This is a genomic window from Acinetobacter sp. ACNIH1 (assembly GCF_002934695.1).
Taxonomy (GTDB): Bacteria; Pseudomonadota; Gammaproteobacteria; order Pseudomonadales; family Moraxellaceae; genus Acinetobacter; species Acinetobacter variabilis.
In genome coordinates this window covers 805163-823183 of record NZ_CP026420.1, presented here as the reverse complement: position 1 = coordinate 823183, position 18021 = coordinate 805163, and the positions used below count along the sequence as shown (strand labels likewise).

Below are 18021 nucleotides of genomic sequence, written 5' to 3'. Positions count from 1 at the left end.
AGCCTATGTTTATGTTAAGAAAATTGATTCCTGGTCTGCTCATCCTCGGTCTGGTGGGCTGCCAAAGCATGTCGGAACCAGAACAGCCTGCGGCTCCGTCCAAACCTCCGGTTCAGCAAAAACCGAAGTCCTCTACACCTGATGGTGTAGTGATTACACCCTATGATCGACCAGAGATTAAACGTCAAAAAATTGTGATCCCTGAGCAAAAGCCCCAGTCACAAAAATTTGATGACGGACGTAACTTACCTGCATTTAAAAAATTGATGCAGCAAACTCAGCAGGCTTATAGCAAGCAGCAATATAATCAAGCTGAAACTTCTGCCGTACAGGCTCAGCGTTTGGCGCCTCAAGCTTCAGAAACTTATCTGTATCTTGGCTTGATCGCAAACCGTAAAAACCAGCCGGCCCGTGCAGATGCTTTTGCCCTACGTGGTTTGAGCTATGCGCAGACTAATGCAATGAAAAAGCAGCTCTGGCAGGTACGCCTGAAAGCAGCTCAACTGCAAAAAAACACCAAAGCCATTCAGCAAGCTCAGCAGGCCTTAAAGAAATTTTAAGGCCCTGGCGTGAGCCCAGTTATTTATAATAAGTTTTTGACTTAAACATAACGGATCCCTGCAATCCCATAAGCATGCTGGTTTTGAGCATAGTCTAGATCTTCAGCCTTCATACCACCTAAGGCAAATACAGGAATCTGTACCTGTTTAGCCATCTGTTTAAATTTTTCCCAACCTAAAGCTGCGGTATCAGGATGTGTTTCTGTTGCCAGTACCGGGCTGAGTAAAGCTGCTTCACAGCCTATATTTTCTGCATGTTTTAATGCTTTCAGATCATGACAGGCTGCAAGATAACGATAGCCACCAGCTAACTCCCCTTTTTGTAGTTGCATCAATTGAGACTGTTTCAGGTGAATGGTACGAATGGTTTGCTGCTGCAATTCATTCAGTTGTGACCAAAGTCTCTGATTGATGATCAATCTGGATAACTGATCGACTGGAATCTGCTGTAACTGGCTGATGTATTCAGGGCTGGCCATTACTCGCCAATATAGCATCTGGTCTTTTTCCAGATTATTCAGGTGACTTAAGTCGTCAGAAATTTTGATCTTCCGCGGCCATTGTAGCTTTTGAATCATGGCCTGATTGGCTTTAGGAAAGTTCAGCTCACTGAGTTCATCCCGGCTATAGCAGCGCCAAGGCTGCTTGATCTCAGCTAATTGTTCTGGCTGAACCGAAGCATGGAAAATATGCAGATTGACGATGACATCTTCATATTCATGCGAAATAAAATCAAAGGTATGCCATTGCTCAATATCAATTCCGACTTCTTCAATCACTTCACGTCGACTTGCCTCTACAGGCAATTCGCCCTGTTCTACTTTTCCGCCTGGAAACTCATATTTATTGCCCTGATGCTGTTTGGCTTCACGCCAACCGACCAGAACCTGATTTTGATGAAATAAAATAGCAATTGCGACATGAATTGTGGCTTTGGACATAATGTTCTGAACCATTGAAGTTTTACAGATTGTAAGCAAATTAGAGTTTTTTATAAATGAAGCAATTATTCGTTGACAGATCTATTCGATAATGATTATCATTTAAATCAATCCAAAACACACCACGGAGTCGACGGAATGAACGCACCATTTAGCCTATTTACCCGTAATAATGATACTCAGCATGCGCTACCGATGTTGCATTCGAACAATTTATTTGCGCTAGGACGAGAAATCCGGATCATGCATGCGGGTGAAGAATACCGTCTACGTTTGACTCGTAACAATCGTCTCATCCTGACTAAGTAATTTAAATACTCCAAAAATAATAAACGTGGGAACAGGCAGTATGAATCAGCGCATACTGCTTTTTTAATTGCTAGATCCAATAACTATATTATTTAACCTGAGTTCGATGAAATATTTTAGCTTTTTAGCAAGTTTTGGAAAGTTGGCTTATTTGGATTTAAGCAATAAGCCACTATAGCAGCCATAATATTCACCATAAAGTTATTCACCGAACGATGACGTGAATGGTCAATTTGATGTAAGTTTTTTAACTGATCATTCACTGTTTCGATCAATCCTCTTCTGCAAAGCAATTGTTTTTCTTCTTCAGTTTGGATGGGTTTATTTTTCATATTCTTGCGTGACGGGGTTAATAGTCTGAGCCCCCTTGCTGCTAAAGCTTCAGTTTTTGCTTTACTCAGATAGCCTTTATCGCCCAGTAAAATACCTTTTAACTCTTGGGTTAAAGATTCAAGTACAGCAACATCATGAACACTTCCCGATGTAATCTTGAGATTAATAATTTCACCCAAGTTGTTGATAACAATATGGACTTTAAATCCATAAAACCAACCTGTGCTACTTTTACCACGACCAGCTAAGCCTTTAAATACACGATGTCTTTTAATTCTAAGATTATGGCAAACGACCAATTTAGTCGAATCAATAATACAAATTCCGGTATCTTCTCCTTTAACTTGATGGAAGAAACTACTCAAAGCTTGCAAACAACGCGGCATAATTTCAATAAAACGATTGTAACTAAGAAGCTTGGGAAAAGCTGATTTCCAAAATGGGATGATCATATGACAATAAAAATATTTGAAAAATCTAAACCCGGATTTATGAAATAAAATGACAATGGTCATGACTTCAGACAAACTTAAAGCTGACTTTTTCATTGTTGTTTTTTGATCAGAAATTAGAGCTTTCTCTAAAGATTCATTAAACTTTTTGCAGAAATCATCCAAGATACAAAATAATTCGGTAATATAGTCCATGAAAAAGCCTTGCTCTGAAATGTTTTGTCTTCGTAACCAAGATATTACAGATGCTAAGGCTTTTTTTTATTTATTTTTTATGTCGAACTCAGGTTATTTAGATTGAAAAATTAATGAAACTTTAAGTCCACCCAAAACTGACGGCGCATAATCAATCTTGGCCGTATGTAACTGCATAATCTTTTGACAAATGGACAGTCCCAAACCTGAACCTTGTGTTCGCGTACCCAAGGCTCGGTAAAAACGCTCACCTAAACGTTGCAATACGTCGGCCTGAATCCCCTCTCCAGAGTTTTCAATCATGAGTTGTGGATTCTGACTTTCAACTATCGTCCTGATTTCGACCTGTCCCTGCACAGGCGTATAACGAATGGCATTATCAACCAGATTGCGGATACAGCTAAAAATCAGCTCTGCATTTGCTTCAATCACTGCATCTTCAAGTTTTAAGTTCCAGTGAATCTCTTTTTCCTGAGCAAAAGGTTGTAAAGCTTGTAAGACCTCATGAACCAATACTTTAAGATTAACCTGTTGTTTGGGCAGCTGCTCTGCATGTTCTGGATCAAGCCGAGCCAATAGCAATAAGTTTTCCAGAATCTGCGTTCCGCGGTTGACGTCATTCTGAATCATCTGTAACGCTTGCCCAAGTTGGGCATCTTCCTGATATTTACGTTTCAGCACCTGTAAACGCATCTGAATGGCAGACAATGGGGAACGCAACTCATGTGAAGCGTCGGCAGTAAAACGTTGCTCGGCAGCCAATGATTTTTCTAAACGGCTCAACATGGCATTCAGCTGACGGACAATCGGTTGCAATTCATTAATCTCAGGATCAGGACTTTGAACCGGAGTGAGATCCTGTGCAGATTTAGAACCGATTTCTCGGGAAATTTTATTTAAAGGTCTTAATTGCCGCTTAATGGCAAAACGTAAAATCAGCCACTGTAATATCCATAGGATAAATAAAATCCCGGCGAAACCTAAAGTCGTTTGCCAAAGCTCATCAAAGCGTACTGAAAGCGGTTGTACCACTTTCACTTTCAAGTCTTGATCTTCAGCAATCAGGATGCGAATAAAATGGCCATTTTCATAATCAAAGTGAAACCCGTTTTTCTGTGCAACTGGTATCTCATTAATCAGTTCATCATCAATTGAAGTGGTCAGTACCTGCTGATTCAGTAGTAAGGCATATTGAATATCAAACTGCTCACTGATTTCATCGACCTGCGTATTTTTGGCCTGGTTCACATCTCCCAGAAGTAACTCTGAAATTTCTTCCATTAGGTCATCATGCAGATCAATCGCCTGATAACTGGAAATTCCCAACAACAGCAGCCACGCCAGAAATCCTGCCAGTATGGAACTGAACATGGCATGTTGAATCAGCCGACTTTGCAGGGAAATAGGTGCCTTCATATGGAGGCCTCGGGTTTATGCATCCGGTAGCCCAAGCCACGAATGGTTTTAATCATCTGACTGCCGATTTTTTTACGTAGCTGATAAATAAAGACTTCAATCGCATTGCTTTCGATTTCATCTCCCCAGGCATAGAGTGATTCTTCCAACTGTTCTCGGGTAATGATATGTTCTGGTTTTTGCATCAGCTTATATAAAATCTGGAATTCTTTTGCAGTCAGATTAATGCTCTGCCCCGCCTTCATTACAGTCTTGGCTTGAGTGTCCAGACTAAGATCCTGCCATTGCAGGATATGATGTGGCATTTGCTGTTTTTGTCTGAGCTGGGCACGCACGCGAGCGGAAAGTTCTTCCAGACTAAAGGGTTTTACCAGATAATCATTGGCCCCTAGATCGAGTCCTGCAACCCGGTCATGAATACTGTCCTTGGCGGTAATAAATATAACGGGCGTATCTTTCTGTTTATTACGCAAGCTTTTAAGAATGTCGTCTCCGGTTGCATTCGGCAGGCCACGGTCCAGCAAAATACAGTCATACTGATGCTGTTCAATCGCCAGAATCGCATGATCCCCACGATCAACCCGATCAATCACATAACCGTCCATTTCCAGCCAGGTTTGAATACTTTCCGCCTGAGATTCATCATCCTCTGCCAAAAGAATACGCATGTTATGCTCCGCTTGTTTTATCTTTCTATCTTGCCTTGAAAAAGTTCCAGACTCAAAAAAACCACATGCTTTTTGGTAACTTGCATGTGGTTTTTTGTTGCTGTCTTCAGATTCAGTTCAGGAAATCATGCTGAAATTAAAACTGAACTTGGTCGACATCAATTTCAACACGTTTCGCAGGTTTATAGTCAATGTCCACTTCACCAATGATTACCATAGGTGTTTTAGCTGATACTGGTTTACCCTGCCAAAGTTCATCATCAATTTCGACAGTAATGGTGCCGGTATTGTCACGGAACTGGTATTTTTCATCACCGACAGCTTTCACCACATAACCTTTCAGCTGAACCTTGCTGTCATCTTTCATGGTCAACGCTTGCTTAACTGTAGTCGTTTTAGCAAATGCAGCCTGATTCACCGCAGTTTCACTACTCGCAACTGCGGCAGTCCCAATTGAACCCATTAATGTAGCTGCTAAAACAGTATTCATCATCATTTTCATTGCAGTTACCTCTTTTTAAAGTCTTGCCCTGTTTCGATAATGCTATTAAAACAGCCGAAGATGAATTGAATCTTAAGATCGCTTCATCTTCAGAATTAATTTAATGGCACAACTCTCAAAACTTCTTCAAGCGTGGTGACCCCTTCCAGAATCTTGCGAGCACCGGCAATCCGTAAAGGTTCTACCCCTTCTTTTTTTGCCTGCTGACGTAATTGATTCAGGTTAGCATCCACTCCGATCAACTGCTTGGTAGTCAGGCTAAGCGGCATAAACTCATAAATTCCGATTCGGCCTTTATAACCGGTATGGCGACACTCTTCACAACCGACTGCTTTAAAAACAAATTCCGGACGTGGTAAAGGATAGTCCACTGCCAGATGTTGCCATTCCTGCTCATCCAGGAAACTCTCCTGCTTGCAGTGCGGACATAGCTTACGTACCAGACGTTGAGCCAAAACGCCCAAGATGGTGGCTGCTGTTAAAAATGGTTGTACGCCCAGATCATGCAAACGGGTCAGACTCGACGGCGCATCATTGGTATGTAAGGTAGAAAGTACTAGGTGACCGGTTAATGCTGCCTGAATCGCCATATTGGCCGTATCTTGGTCACGAATCTCACCGACCATGATTATGTCTGGGTCCTGACGCATCAGCGCACGCACACCATCGGCAAATCCTAGTTCAATTCCGTTATTGACCTGCATCTGGTTAAAGCTCGGCTCGAGCATTTCAATCGGGTCTTCAATGGTACAGACATTGACTTCTTCGGTCGCCAGCTGTTTCAGTGTCGAATACAAGGTCGTAGTTTTACCTGAACCGGTCGGGCCTGTGACCAGAATAATACCGTGACTGTGACTGGTCAGATTATTCCAGTCATTGAGTAAATGTCCTTCGAAACCGAGCTGCTGAAAACTTCTGACTAGAACTTCTGGGTCAAAAATACGCATTACTAGCTTTTCACCCAATGCGGTAGGTAAGGTCGATAAACGCAGTTCAGTTTCCTGCCCTTTCGGAGTCCGGGTTTTTAGACGACCATCCTGTGGTTTACGTTTTTCTGCCACATTCATCCGGCCCAAGATTTTGATTCGGGAAATGACCGCAGTCAAGGTATTGGCTGGCATGTTATAGATGGTATGCAATACCCCATCAATCCGGAAACGGATTTTGCCGGTGTCTTTGCGCGGTTCCATATGGATATCACTGGCACCCTGCTCAAAGGCAAACTGCAGCACCCAGTCTACCAGTTTCACGATATGCTGGTCATTGGCATCCGGATTCTGGGAATCACCCAGTTGCAGCAAGGCTTCTACACCTTTATTTTCCCGCTCATAAGCAGATGATTTTTGCGAGCCACTGACTGCACGACTGACCTGATAATACTCAACAATATAACGCTGGAGCTGTTCCGGATTGAGCAATACCCGTTCAATTTTTTTCGGTGCAATATTCTGTTCGAGATTAGATACCCATTCAGTTTTATAAGGCTGATCTGTGGCAATCAGCACTTTATCTGGTTGAATTTCTACTGCCAGAATACGGTTACGCAATGCATATTCCTGTGACATGACATTGGTCAAGGCCTGCACATCAGCTTTGAGTGGGTCAATGATATAGAACATTAAACCGGTTTTTTCTGCCAGCCACTGACATAAACGGTTGAGTGTCAAAGTACTTTGAGGATGGGACTGATCAACCAGACTAAAGTTCGCGATCCATTGTAAAGGATGCCATTTTATTTGTTCACGTTGACGATGTGTGGTCTGAACTCGCATCCGGTCACGTTCAGTTATTTTTCCGTCTTTTAAAAGCTGATCCAAACACCAGCCTGTATCAATTTCAAAATCAAATTTCATGATTGATGATCCCCAAAACTGCCTCCACTATAACAAGTTTTTCGTGTTTTTCGCATTCCATAGCGACTTCAAAACTAGAAAGCGGATTTATCTTTCATGAATATTAAGCACATCATATTGGTTTGAGTTCATAATCTTTTTTCTGCTTGTCGATGTGTCAATTTTTCGCCTATATTTCAATCAGGATATTTTATTCAATCGCTGAGGCCAGGTATGGATTTAAGCGTGGTTCCCTTAAATGAAAGTAGTTCCTTTCATGAGTTGCTTACTATCCTGACTGCTGCCTTAGGATGTGGTTTGCTAATCGGACTGGAACGTGAACGGCACAAACAGCGTGAAGAACAGGCCAGTTTTGCCGGGCTACGCTCTTTTGCGATCTGTGCTTTATTAGGTGCATTGTGCTTTCTATTCGGAATGACAATGGGCCTAGCTGGTGCACTCATTATTGGCGGCATTGTCATTTTTTCTATCCGGAACCAGATAGAAGATCCGGGAATTACCACTGAATTGGCCTTTATCATGACCTATTTTATTGGGGCGATTTGTCTGTGGAATATTCCTCTGGCTGCAGGACTAGCAGTTCTGATCACGATAATTTTAATGGCCAAACACTCTATGCATAATATTGCCGGACAGTGGATTACTGAGGCTGAATTTAGGGATGGATTACTATTATTAGCCTTAATTCTGATTGGTTTACCACTAACCCCTGACCGGCCTTTATGGGGTGAAGTGCTGAACCCTTATCTGATTTTAAAATTAGTAACTCTCATACTGGTAGTTCAAGCTTTGGCACATATCGCTAAACGTTTCTTTTCGACTAAAAATGCCCTGATATTGTCTTCAATTGCCTCAGGTTTTGTTTCCAGTACAGCCACTATTGCTCAATTAGGCATACAGGTCCGTAAAGGTGAAATAGATGCAAAATCCAATGCCGGTGCTGCCCTGATGTCCTGTATTTCGACACTAGTTCTATTATTCATTGTAGTCGGAGGAGTTTCCTGGGACTGGCTAAAAATTCTGCTCTTACCGTCGTTGGTTGCTATGCTTATTCTGGCTGCATGTGCATTTATATTATTACATAAAGCTGAACCTGCTAAAAATCAGGAGTCTCCGGAATCTTCTGACAGTAAAATGTTTAGGGCGTGTCCTCATTTGAAGAATTGGTTTTAAATACTTAAAATCCTCCTTTAAGCTCTTTTCATTTCTATATTTTTTCAATGGCACGTACTCTTCTCACCGATGATATTTGGCAGCAAATTCAAGATACTATGCGATTACACGGTTGTTACTGTTCAAAAAATAGTAGAAATATCATGGAAGCCATCTTATGGAAACTACGTACGGGTGCGACATGGCGTGATATTCCTCAAGAACTTTGCCCTTGGCAAACTGCTTACAATCGCTTTAATCGCTGGGCAAGTAAGGGATTATGGGATAAATTTTTTTTAGATTACGAGGCATTCTGGATCAGGAATGGGTATTCATTGATGGAAGCTACATACGCGTGCATCAACATGCAAGTGGAGCTCGGCATAGTTTCGAAAGAGCAATTGGACAATCACGCGGTGGACGAACAACAAAAATACATCTTGCAACCGACGCGAATGGATTACCGATTGATTTTAAAATCACTGGGGGTGACGTCCACGACAGTCAAGTTGCAAAACAACTGATTGATATTGTAGGCGAGGCAACTTATCTCATTGCTGACAAGGGGTATGATGCTGAGCACATTAGAATATGTGCCAAAAACAAGAATATGATTCCCATTATTCCATTGAGATCAAACAGTAAAAGATCGAATAAGGAATTTGATAAATATCTATATAACCTGAGTTCGATATAAAAAAAGAGTAGAAAAAAAGCCCTGTTTTTGTAACATATTGGTTCTCAAGACAAAATGTTATAAAACAAGGCTTCTCAATGGATCATATTACCGAATTATTTTGTATTTTGGATGATTTCTGCAAAAAATTTAATGAATCTTTAGAGAAAGCTTTAATTTCTAATCAAAAAACCAAGTTGAAAAAGTCAGCTTTAAGCTTGTCCGAAGCAATGACCATTGTCATTTTATTTCATCAATCCGGTTTTAGATTCTTCAAATATTTTTATTGCCAAATGATCGTTCCATTCTGGAAATCTGCTTTTCCTAAACTGCTTAGCTACAACCGATTTATTGAAATCATGCCCCGTTGTTTGCAAGCTCTGAGTAGTTTCTTCCATCAGGTGAAAGAAAAAGATACGGGAATCAGTATCATTGACTCCACTAAATTGGTAGTTTGCCATAATCTTCGGATTAAAAGGCATCGTGTATTTAAAGGCTTGGCCGGTCGTGGAAAAAGTAGTACGGGTTGGTTTTATGGTTTTAAATTACATCTCGTTATCAATAATTTAGGTGAAATTATTAATCTCAAGCTGACATCGGGAAATGTTCATGATGTTGCTATATTAGAATCTTTAACTCAAGAATTAAAAGGGATCCTACTCGGAGACAAAGGCTATTTGAGCAAAGCAAAAGCCGAAGCTTTAGCAGCAAGAGGACTGAAAATATTGACCCCATCACGTCGGAATATGAAAAATAAACCCATCCAAACTGAAGAAGAAAAACAATTACTTTGCAGAAGAGGATTGATCGAAACAGTGAATGATCAATTAAAAAATTTACATCAACTTGAACATTCACGTCATCGTTCGGTAAATAACTTCATGGTGAATATCATGGCTGCTGTAGTGGCTTATTGTTTGAACCCCAATAAGCCAACTTTCCAAAATATGCTAAAAGGTTAAGTGGATTTCATCGAACTCAGGTTATATAAATTAAGACATTTAGTTGAAAATGCTTTTGCGAGATTAAAACATTTCCGTGCTATTGCAACTCGATTTGATAAGCTTGCACGAAATTACCAGTCTATGATTTACATTGCTTGCATGTTTATTTGGTGTAAAGCCAAATGAGGACACGCCCTAGTCTCAAGGAAGCTGTGATTATCGCTGCCGCATTAACCCTGATTCAGGCTGGAGTTTACGGGCTGGAGGTCTGGCTCGGGGATGCCGGCTTACTGGCCGGGACCTTACTTGCCTCTCTATTCGAGATTCATGCCGCGATGGCCAGTGTTGTCGTTCAAGGCGATCCCTCCAATATGCGTTTGATTTATGCCCTGCTTTTAGGTCTGGGTGCTCATGCCTTGGCCAAGTCAGCCAATGCCGCTTTGACCGGTGGCTGGAAGTTTGTCCTTTATTTTGCGCCTGTGCAGATTTTGCATATGGCGGTGTTAATTGCGATTGTTTGGTGGATGGTCTTTTAATTATTAAAAATTTCTAACTAATTAATTTTTATATTTTTACTCGGTTTTATTTCAATGATTTTATAGCTATAATCGGCTGGCTTTACTTTAAAAAAACAATTGAATTAATATAATTTTTATAGGGTATTTATGAAATTTAAGACTTTATCATTCGCAATTTTTAGTGCATTCATGTTAAGTGCTTGTGGTGGAGGTTCATCTTCTGAATCATCAAATGAAGGCACAGGCACAGGCAGTCTTGAACTTAGCACGCCCTCATTTCAACAATGGACTACATTTTTCATTGATGAATATTCTGATTCAACTTTAGATTATGAAATTGAGCAAAGTACTTTTGATCAAGGAAATTTATACTTTAAAGTTGAAGAAACCACAGGTTGGGATGAAAGCGATACATTCTCTTTAACCGAGAATGGATTATATGATACAGGCAATATCCATACTAAATATGGACAGTTAAATGGAGCAATCAGAACAAATGCTACTACATGGCAACTAGCACCATACTCCTCTATTAATTCAAAAGATCTTCAAACGACCATTAAATTTAAAGAAATTGATATTAGTGGTAAAAATATTGCTCCACTACTTAGTCCTATTAATTATTTAACACTTAAATATAATTTACTTGATACCTATACAATGGGGGAATTAGGTGAAAAATTCTATACTTTAACAAGTGATGCAAAATTCCCAGCAAACTCAAAATGTATTCAATTTCAAGATATTTCAAATTCAAAAGAATATATTGAGCTATATAAATATTCACTTGAAGAAGAAGATTACTTGAAAACAGAATGGGCCAGTGTATCCACCGATAGTAAAAACTATTCTAAAAAAACCTTTAAAGATGCAATTGCTTATTTAGATCTCCGAGAAGATCAGCAATGGGGTCTCGCAGAATATAAAAGTAAATATTATGAAGTAGATTATCATCCAGCAGGAAAAGAATACGATTTCAAAAACTTGCTATCAGAACTTCAAAGTTTGATAACTTCTGCAAAAGATAATAAAGAGAAGCAAGTTCGCCAAGAACTTTATAACTTAACTCAAAATGCATGCAATGCATTTAATGATGTCGCTTCAAATGAAATTAGAAAACAAATGAATAACGTGACCAGTAAGTAATTTTTATCATTTGTCTTGGTTAGTAGCTAAATCATTTAAGAAATACAGGAATTTAAAGTTCCTGTATTTTCACCTTGTTGTCACCTATTTTAAACTTCACATCTAAATCAGCAAACTTCATCCCATAAATCCGCTCTTCATCTTCCTGATATGCTGGTCTTGGATCTAAAGATAAAACCGCTTCCAGTTCCTGAATAGTCTGCATAGAAATTTTTCCATCCAATAGTAATTGTTGCTTTTGCTGCTCCGCTTCATCGCTCCAAATGACGGTTTTACGTGATGGTTCATCCTGTGCATAACCGCTTTGCGCATCAATCACTGAATCCGAATATTGAATATAAGGTTTAATGTCTATAATCGGCGTTCCATCTAACAGGTCGCTTCCTGCGACATAAACCCGGACATTTTTACCGACTTTTTCGACACGATTTAATTTCACGACTGATAAACCAATGGGGGCAGGACGGTACATACTACGCGTAGCAAATACACCTATTTTCTTGTTACCGCCTAAACGTGGTGGTCGAACCTGCGGACGAAACTGCTGGCTCTGCTGATTTTTATTGTCATGAAACTGCCAGACTAACCAGAGATGACTAAACTCTTCGATGCCCTCAAATGCGAGTAAATCATTATATGGACCGGTCATTTCAATATAGCTTTCAACCTGTACCAAATTAGGCTGATGCGGGATGCCAAACTTTTCTTTATAGGGAGAATGCATATAGCCAATAATCGGCAGAGTGAGTTCGGTCATAATCACTTTTTTTGATAAGCTCAATTAAATATATTCAGTTTATAGAGAATGAATTTAGATTAGAATAGCAACCTGTTCTAATTTGATAACTTATTGAGACCTTTAATGGCTGCTTTTAACGTCGAAAAGATTACTCACGTCCACCATTGGAATGACACTTTATTCTCTTTTAAAACGACTCGTGACACTGCATTACGTTTTAAAAACGGTCAGTTTGTGATGATCGGTCTTGAAGTCAATGGCAAGCCTTTAATGCGTGCATATTCAATTGCAAGTGCAAACTATGAAGAAGAGCTGGAATTCTTCTCAATCAAAGTTCCAGATGGTCCTCTTACCTCTATTCTACAAAAAGTTAAAGTTGGCGACGAAATCCTGGTTTCTAAAAAACCTACCGGTACGCTGGTTCTTGATGACTTAAACCCAGGTAAAAACCTGTACCTGCTTTCTTCAGGTACCGGCCTTGCACCTTTCCTTTCTGTCATTCGTGACCCTGAAACCTATGAACGTTTTGAAAAAATCATCGTTGTTCACGGTACACGTTTCATCTCAGAACTGGCTTACCAAGATTTGATTCTGAACGAAATTCCAAATCATGAGTTCTTCTCAGAATTGGGTGCTAAAGAAAAATTAGTGTATTACCCAACTGTTACTCGTGAAGAGTTCCATACCCAAGGTCGTGTAACCACTGCGATTGAATCTGGTCAATTATTCGAGAAAATCGGACTACCACGTTTCAACCCTGAAACTGACCGTGCAATGCTCTGTGGTTCTCCTGCATTCCTGGACGATGTTGCTGCACTGCTAGATCAACACGGTCTGAAAGAATCTCCACGTATGGGTGTTTTGGGTGACTACGTAATTGAACGTGCATTCGTAGAAAAATAATCTGCAAAAAAAACCTTTTGCAACCTAAAACGCATGCTTTAAGCATGCGTTTTTTATATCCAGTAAGTCTTAATCTGAAAGAATTAACTCAACCTACTCTATACTTAAAATTTCTTATAATTAGCATATTTATAAAAATGTAATTACTTAAAAAAGTAAAATAAATGATAAATATCAATACTCACATTATATTTTTTAGTCAAAAATTCATTCTTAAATGTTAGAATATGTAACTATAATTGATTTCTCATGAGGATTTATCTTCGCTAAAGACTTAGTTACATAAACTCTGTAAACTTTTAATTCGATCTATTTAGATCCCATTCTCCTGTTTCACCGTTTATGCAACCAAGCCGTTTTCTATAGGCAAGGTATGAGCACTGAACAACCCTCCTCTATCGAGCGTACAGGGTCTAAAGTCTATCGCTATTTTGTAGTGATATTAACTTTACTCGTTGCGCTGTACTTGATCATTCAAGGCGCTAAATTACTCACTCAGCCTCGGTGGTACAAGTTATTATCTCATCGCAGGGATTGCCTATGTTGCAATCGCCATTTTCTATGCGATGAAAAAAGCCCTTGGTTTCTGGCTTTCTATTGTTACTTTTATTGCAACCATCATCTGGGCGATTGCTGAAGTTCAAGGTTTGAGCTTCTGGCAATATATTCCACGTTTGGTGGTTCCAACTATTCTGTTTGTCCTCAGCATGTGGGCAAGCAAAAACCTGCCAGCACTCGATGCTGCAAAAATCAAAGCTGCCAATCTTGTTGGCTTTGCCGGTTTCTTTGCCTGTGTAGCAGCTCTGATTGCTGCGTTCTTCCCACATGACAAAATCCTTAATCCTGTTGATATCGTACAAGACCCTGCACTGGCTAAACCGAATGCAGAAAACCCGGACAACTGGGAATATTTCGGTCGTAATGGTAACGGTACCCGCTTTGCACCGTACACTGACATTACCCCTGAAAATGTTAAAGATCTGAAAGTCGCTTGGACTTATCACACTGGTCGTGATACCTCTGCCAGTGTCGATGAAAATATACCGATCCAAATTGGCAGCACATTGTACTCATGTACACCAACTAATATCATTTCAGCGATTGATGGTGACAGTGGTAAAGCACTTTGGAAATATGATCCACATGCAAAAACTGCAGAGCATATTACCTGCCATGGTGTCGGTTACTATGATGCAACTAAAGACAAATCTTTAACTGCAGCAGACCTACAAGCACCTGGTATTAAAGCTTGTCCACAACGTATTCTAACTTCTACTGTTGATGGCCGTTTAATTGCCTTAAATGCTAAAACTGGTGCTTTATGTCCAGAATTTGGTACTAACGGTCAGGTCGATGTTCTGCATGACATGGGTCCTACCGAACAAAGTAAACGTTACCATCCAACGTCTACTCCACTCATTGCGGGTCATGTTGCCGTATTAGGTGGCTGGGTACGTGATATTGTGCATGGCGAACCGTCTGGTGTCGTACGTGCCTATGACGTTCGTACTGGTAAATTGTCTTGGGCTTGGGATGTCGGTAATCCTGAACTGGTTGGTGAACCTAAAGATGGCAAAGGCTTTACTTTAGAAACACCAAACATGTGGACCATCCCGACTTATGACAAAGACCTGAATCTGGTTTACTTACCTACAGGTAATGGTCCTCCTGACTACTGGGGTGGTGACCGTAACGGAGCCAAAGAAAAATTTGGTTCTGCCATTGTTGCCGTAAATGCTTTGACTGGTAAAACTGTTTGGTCTTATCAAACTGTTCACCATGATGTCTAGGATTATGACTTGCCGTCACAACCTGTACTTTATGACATGACTGATGATCATGGCAAAAAAGTTCCAGCGTTGATTCAAACTACCAAAATGGGTCAAATCTTCGTTCTTGACCGCCGTACTGGTAAACCAGTCACTAAAGTTGAAGAACGTCCAGTCGACACCAATGGTGCTGAAGGTGAAAAACTTTCTCCTACCCAACCATTCTCTGTTGGCATGCCACAAATTGGTAATACGACATTGACTGAACAGGATATGTGGGGCATCTCAACCTTTGACCAATTGGCTTGTCGTATTGACTTTAAAGACTCTGTGTATAACGGTCTTTACACTGCACCTGGTGAAAAACCATATATCGAATGGCCTAGCCTGCTTGGTGGTTTCAACTGGGGGGTATCTCAATTGATGAATCTACTGGCATGATGTACGTTAACGATATGCGTATGTCACTTCGTATGTCATTGGTTCGTAAAGAAGATATGGGTAAATATCATATCTCAACTGACGAAGTACCAGGATTCATGGGTACCGTACGTCCGCAATTGGCTGGTCCTTATACGGGTGTGAAAATTGACATCATGCAATCTAAACTGGGTGTTCCTTGTAACAAACCTCCATTTGGTACTATGACTGCCATCGACTTGAAATCTAAAAAAGTTGTTTGGGAAGTGCCGATGGGGACAGCAAAAGAGTTGGGGCCGTTAGGTGTTAAAACCCATATGCCAATTCCTTTAGGTATGCCAACACTCGGTGGTCCTACTTCAACTGCTTCTGGTCTAGTGTTCTTCGCAGGTACTCAGGATTACTACCTACGTGCGCTGGATTCGAAAACTGGTAAAGAAGTATGGAAAGCCGAGCTGCCTGTTGCTGCTGTTGCTGCACCGCTGATTTATAAATCTCCAAAAACTGGCAAACAATATGTTGTGATTTCTGCAGGTGGTGCAAGCCACTCTAAAGATGTCGGCGACTATATCATTGCCTTTGCTTTACCTGATCAAAAATAATTTTTTGATAGATAAAGAAAAAACCGAAGCTTAGGCTTCGGTTTTTTATTGCAATCATCATTAAAAATTAACGATCGCGACCTTCTTGGTTTGCAGAACCTGAACAGCCTGCACCACCACCGATAATAAAACCGCTTTCTGCTTTACATGAACCAATCATACGGCCATGTGAGTCAAATGTAGTCACTGTTGATGCACAACCAGTTAGTACGATAGTCGTTGCAAATGCAATAAGTGCTGATAATTTCATGATATTCCCCTCTATGATTTATGGTGCTAAATGAATCTGATTTTGACTTGGTGGTACTGGCAATAAACCTGTTTTAGCATCCACCGTATTGTAGTTCACGCCAATTGCATTGCCTGATCCATTACAATGAGCACTAGCAATTGAAAGCAGACCACGTGTAGCTTTACATGATCCAATCACCTGACCCGATGCGTCATAAGTGACGACCATAGAACTACAGCCAGTCATCAGTACAAAAGTTGAAAGTGAAAATAGTTTTATGAAGCTCATTACTCCCCCTCAAAAACACTAAAAAATTTAAATTGTTTAGTTATATGAATCTTTTGTAAATTTCGCGCATGATTCTTCCTAAATTTATCGCATTTGTAAAGCTTTATTTTTCATCTATTTTTTAGACTTATGGCTAATAAAAAAGCTGCCTGATCAGCAGCTTTTTCATAATTAAATTTAATATTAAGGATCAGGCTGACTCATGCTTCAATACTCGTTCAGCTAGAGCCTGTTTCACTACATGATATCCAGCACTTAAGCCTAGACTCGCCATAATGATTGCAACAATAATATCTGGCCATAGACTGCCAGTGCCAAAGACTCCCACTGCTGCAAAAATGACGGCCACATTACCGATTGCATCATTACGGCTGCACAACCAGACTGATTTCATATTGGCATCCCCATCCCGGAAAGCATATAAAATTATGGCTGTGACCACGTTTGCGATTAAGGCCAATACCCCGATAATCCCCATCGTAATGGCTTCAGGTGGAATACCTTGCATAAAGGCATAAATCACTTTACCAATGACGACCAGACCAAATACTGCCATAGTCAATCCTTTAATCAGAGCAACTGTTGCACGCCAATACAGACTTGCACCAATCACCGCCAGAGAAATACCATAATTCACAGCATCTCCAAAGAAATCTAGCGCATCTGCCCATAAGGCCGATGAATGTGCATAAGCACCGCCGATCAGCTCCACACCAAATAAGGTCAGGTTAATCAATAATGCAATCCATAAAGCTGTTCTAAATTTGTTATTAGGTTTGAGCGGCGCGGGTTCATGACTACAACTACAGGCCATATTATTCTCCGATGACTTCTTATCCTGAATGCGATAAAGTCATTAGAAACTATGGAGTCACTCCAAGGTCAAGCTTGAGGTATTTATGTCACATTATTTGATTTCTGATATAGCCAAGAACACTGATTTAAGCACTGATACCATTCGATTTTATGAGAAAAGAGGTTTGATTCAGCCGAATTTTCGAGCAAGTAACCAGTATCGTAATTATGGCGAAGAGGCCTTAAAACGCTTGATTTTTATCAAACGCTGTCGTGCTTTAGGCATGTCTTTAAAAGAAATTGAATACCTGATTCAGCTGGAACAGCATCCAGAACAGGATTGCTGTGAAGTTAACCAGATGATTGATCAGCACCTTATAGATATTTCAAATAAAATTAAAGAATTACAGTTATTTAAAAAGCAGTTAATGGCGCTTCGCGAAAGCTGTAATACCCCAACTACGATTGATCATTGCCAGATTTTGAAAGCGCTGGAATCTATTGAAAATAGCTGAAATATTTATGGATATTTTAAATCGTTCACTGTTTATCTTTTAACTTGAAATTGAGTTGAATTATGCCAATTCCGAGTTATTTACTAGGTTGAA

The 18021-nt window shown here is 40.2% G+C and carries 16 protein-coding genes and 5 pseudogenes; 11 read left to right on the top strand and 10 right to left on the bottom strand.

Annotation, left to right across the window (positions count from 1 at the left end; genetic code table 11):
• The first annotated feature begins 11 nt into the window (after nucleotides 1-11).
• Nucleotides 12-560 carry a hypothetical protein gene (locus C3F22_RS04150; RefSeq protein ID WP_004784244.1) on the top strand — a complete coding sequence of 183 codons (549 nt, stop codon included), beginning with the start codon at nucleotides 12-14 and terminating at the stop codon, nucleotides 558-560.
• Nucleotides 561-601: 41 nt separating this feature from the next.
• On the opposite strand, the gene C3F22_RS04145 is transcribed toward C3F22_RS04150, so the two are convergent.
• Nucleotides 602-1501 carry an NUDIX domain-containing protein gene (locus C3F22_RS04145; protein ID WP_034590100.1) on the bottom strand — a complete coding sequence of 300 codons (900 nt, stop codon included), beginning with the start codon at nucleotides 1499-1501 and terminating at the stop codon, nucleotides 602-604.
• A 138-nt stretch (nucleotides 1502-1639) separates the two neighbouring features.
• Between C3F22_RS04145 and hemP the strand changes: the two genes are divergently transcribed.
• Entirely contained in the window at nucleotides 1640-1810 is a 171-nt protein-coding gene (gene hemP / locus C3F22_RS04140; protein WP_004784247.1) for a hemin uptake protein HemP, read from the top strand.
• 116 nt (nucleotides 1811-1926) lie between these two features.
• Here hemP and C3F22_RS04135 read toward each other — a convergent pair whose 3' ends face one another.
• The 5 genes from C3F22_RS04135 to C3F22_RS04115 form a co-directional block, all read right to left on the bottom strand.
• Nucleotides 1927-2790, bottom strand: coding sequence for an IS982 family transposase (locus tag C3F22_RS04135; RefSeq protein WP_004729973.1), 864 nt, complete (start codon nucleotides 2788-2790; stop codon nucleotides 1927-1929).
• 93 nt (nucleotides 2791-2883) lie between these two features.
• Nucleotides 2884-4206 (bottom strand): sensor histidine kinase, encoded by a 1323-nt coding sequence (locus C3F22_RS04130; RefSeq protein WP_004784249.1) that lies wholly within the window; start codon nucleotides 4204-4206, stop codon nucleotides 2884-2886.
• Nucleotides 4203-4874, bottom strand: coding sequence for a response regulator transcription factor (locus C3F22_RS04125; protein WP_104425906.1), 672 nt, complete (start codon nucleotides 4872-4874; stop codon nucleotides 4203-4205). Before C3F22_RS04125 ends, C3F22_RS04130 begins: the two co-directional genes overlap by 4 nt.
• 136 nt (nucleotides 4875-5010) lie before the next feature.
• Entirely contained in the window at nucleotides 5011-5376 is a 366-nt protein-coding gene (locus tag C3F22_RS04120) for a NirD/YgiW/YdeI family stress tolerance protein (protein ID WP_004784252.1), read from the bottom strand.
• Between the two features lie 95 nt (nucleotides 5377-5471).
• Complete coding sequence (locus C3F22_RS04115) at nucleotides 5472-7229, bottom strand: GspE/PulE family protein (RefSeq protein WP_004784255.1); 1758 nt, start codon at nucleotides 7227-7229, stop codon at nucleotides 5472-5474.
• Between the two features lie 213 nt (nucleotides 7230-7442).
• On the opposite strand from C3F22_RS04115, the pseudogene C3F22_RS04110 reads away from it, so the two are divergent.
• The 6 genes and pseudogenes from C3F22_RS04110 to C3F22_RS04080 form a co-directional block, all read left to right on the top strand.
• Nucleotides 7443-8369 (top strand): annotated as a pseudogene (locus tag C3F22_RS04110) (MgtC/SapB family protein); the annotation flags it as partial.
• Between the two features lie 80 nt (nucleotides 8370-8449).
• Nucleotides 8450-9066: pseudogene (locus C3F22_RS04105) on the top strand (IS5 family transposase); the annotation flags it as partial.
• 89 nt (nucleotides 9067-9155) lie between these two features.
• Nucleotides 9156-10019 carry an IS982 family transposase gene (locus tag C3F22_RS04095; RefSeq protein ID WP_104425903.1) on the top strand — a complete coding sequence of 288 codons (864 nt, stop codon included), beginning with the start codon at nucleotides 9156-9158 and terminating at the stop codon, nucleotides 10017-10019.
• A 21-nt stretch (nucleotides 10020-10040) separates the two neighbouring features.
• A pseudogene (locus C3F22_RS04090) lies at nucleotides 10041-10187 on the top strand (IS5/IS1182 family transposase); the annotation flags it as partial.
• 11 nt (nucleotides 10188-10198) lie between these two features.
• A pseudogene (locus C3F22_RS04085) lies at nucleotides 10199-10537 on the top strand (Mg2+ transporter-C, MgtC family protein); the annotation flags it as partial.
• Nucleotides 10538-10666: 129 nt separating this feature from the next.
• Nucleotides 10667-11665: a hypothetical protein gene (locus tag C3F22_RS04080; RefSeq protein WP_104425902.1), complete on the top strand. Its 999-nt coding sequence runs from the start codon at nucleotides 10667-10669 to the stop codon at nucleotides 11663-11665.
• Between the two features lie 52 nt (nucleotides 11666-11717).
• Here the strand turns inward: C3F22_RS04080 and tsaA are convergent, their stop codons facing one another.
• A complete protein-coding gene (gene tsaA, locus C3F22_RS04075; protein ID WP_104425901.1) occupies nucleotides 11718-12422 on the bottom strand; it encodes a tRNA (N6-threonylcarbamoyladenosine(37)-N6)-methyltransferase TrmO in 705 nt (234 codons plus the stop codon).
• Between the two features lie 105 nt (nucleotides 12423-12527).
• Here tsaA and C3F22_RS04070 point away from each other — a divergent pair, with 105 nt between their 5' ends.
• Both C3F22_RS04070 and C3F22_RS04065 read left to right on the top strand, forming a co-directional pair.
• Complete coding sequence (locus C3F22_RS04070; RefSeq protein ID WP_004784266.1) at nucleotides 12528-13307, top strand: ferredoxin--NADP reductase; 780 nt, start codon at nucleotides 12528-12530, stop codon at nucleotides 13305-13307.
• 373 nt (nucleotides 13308-13680) lie between these two features.
• Nucleotides 13681-16098: pseudogene (locus tag C3F22_RS04065) on the top strand (membrane-bound PQQ-dependent dehydrogenase, glucose/quinate/shikimate family).
• A gap of 67 nt (nucleotides 16099-16165) precedes the next feature.
• Here the strand turns inward: C3F22_RS04065 and C3F22_RS04060 are convergent.
• From C3F22_RS04060 to C3F22_RS04050, 3 genes are all read right to left on the bottom strand, one after another.
• Nucleotides 16166-16348 (bottom strand): hypothetical protein, encoded by a 183-nt coding sequence (locus C3F22_RS04060; RefSeq protein ID WP_004784275.1) that lies wholly within the window; start codon nucleotides 16346-16348, stop codon nucleotides 16166-16168.
• Nucleotides 16349-16366: 18 nt separating this feature from the next.
• Nucleotides 16367-16618 (bottom strand): hypothetical protein, encoded by a 252-nt coding sequence (locus C3F22_RS04055; protein WP_004784277.1) that lies wholly within the window; start codon nucleotides 16616-16618, stop codon nucleotides 16367-16369.
• Between the two features lie 190 nt (nucleotides 16619-16808).
• Nucleotides 16809-17432, bottom strand: a complete 624-nt coding sequence (locus C3F22_RS04050; protein WP_004784283.1) for a cation transporter — start codon at nucleotides 17430-17432, stop codon at nucleotides 16809-16811.
• 85 nt (nucleotides 17433-17517) lie between these two features.
• Here C3F22_RS04050 and C3F22_RS04045 point away from each other — a divergent pair, with 85 nt between their 5' ends.
• Nucleotides 17518-17928, top strand: coding sequence for a Cd(II)/Pb(II)-responsive transcriptional regulator (locus C3F22_RS04045; protein ID WP_004784285.1), 411 nt, complete (start codon nucleotides 17518-17520; stop codon nucleotides 17926-17928).
• Nucleotides 17929-18021: the final 93 nt, after the last annotated feature.

Excerpts from the sequence above, each read along its gene's own strand:
- C3F22_RS04150 (WP_004784244.1), top strand. The coding sequence starts at position 12 with ATGTTAAGAAAATTGATTCCTGGTCTGCTCATCCTCGGTCTGGTGGGC.
- hemP (WP_004784247.1), top strand. The coding sequence starts at position 1,640 with ATGAACGCACCATTTAGCCTATTTACCCGTAATAATGATACTCAGCAT.
- C3F22_RS04050 (WP_004784283.1), bottom strand. The coding sequence starts at position 17,432 with ATGGCCTGTAGTTGTAGTCATGAACCCGCGCCGCTCAAACCTAATAAC.
- C3F22_RS04080 (WP_104425902.1), top strand. The coding sequence starts at position 10,667 with ATGAAATTTAAGACTTTATCATTCGCAATTTTTAGTGCATTCATGTTA.
- C3F22_RS04125 (WP_104425906.1), bottom strand. The coding sequence starts at position 4,874 with ATGCGTATTCTTTTGGCAGAGGATGATGAATCTCAGGCGGAAAGTATT.
- C3F22_RS04055 (WP_004784277.1), bottom strand. The coding sequence starts at position 16,618 with ATGAGCTTCATAAAACTATTTTCACTTTCAACTTTTGTACTGATGACT.
- tsaA (WP_104425901.1), bottom strand. The coding sequence starts at position 12,422 with ATGACCGAACTCACTCTGCCGATTATTGGCTATATGCATTCTCCCTAT.
- C3F22_RS04120 (WP_004784252.1), bottom strand. The coding sequence starts at position 5,376 with ATGAAAATGATGATGAATACTGTTTTAGCAGCTACATTAATGGGTTCA.
- C3F22_RS04115 (WP_004784255.1), bottom strand. The coding sequence starts at position 7,229 with ATGAAATTTGATTTTGAAATTGATACAGGCTGGTGTTTGGATCAGCTT.
- C3F22_RS04130 (WP_004784249.1), bottom strand. The coding sequence starts at position 4,206 with ATGAAGGCACCTATTTCCCTGCAAAGTCGGCTGATTCAACATGCCATG.
- C3F22_RS04095 (WP_104425903.1), top strand. The coding sequence starts at position 9,156 with ATGGATCATATTACCGAATTATTTTGTATTTTGGATGATTTCTGCAAA.
- C3F22_RS04070 (WP_004784266.1), top strand. The coding sequence starts at position 12,528 with ATGGCTGCTTTTAACGTCGAAAAGATTACTCACGTCCACCATTGGAAT.
- C3F22_RS04060 (WP_004784275.1), bottom strand. The coding sequence starts at position 16,348 with ATGAAATTATCAGCACTTATTGCATTTGCAACGACTATCGTACTAACT.
- C3F22_RS04135 (WP_004729973.1), bottom strand. The coding sequence starts at position 2,790 with ATGGACTATATTACCGAATTATTTTGTATCTTGGATGATTTCTGCAAA.
- C3F22_RS04045 (WP_004784285.1), top strand. The coding sequence starts at position 17,518 with ATGTCACATTATTTGATTTCTGATATAGCCAAGAACACTGATTTAAGC.
- C3F22_RS04145 (WP_034590100.1), bottom strand. The coding sequence starts at position 1,501 with ATGTCCAAAGCCACAATTCATGTCGCAATTGCTATTTTATTTCATCAA.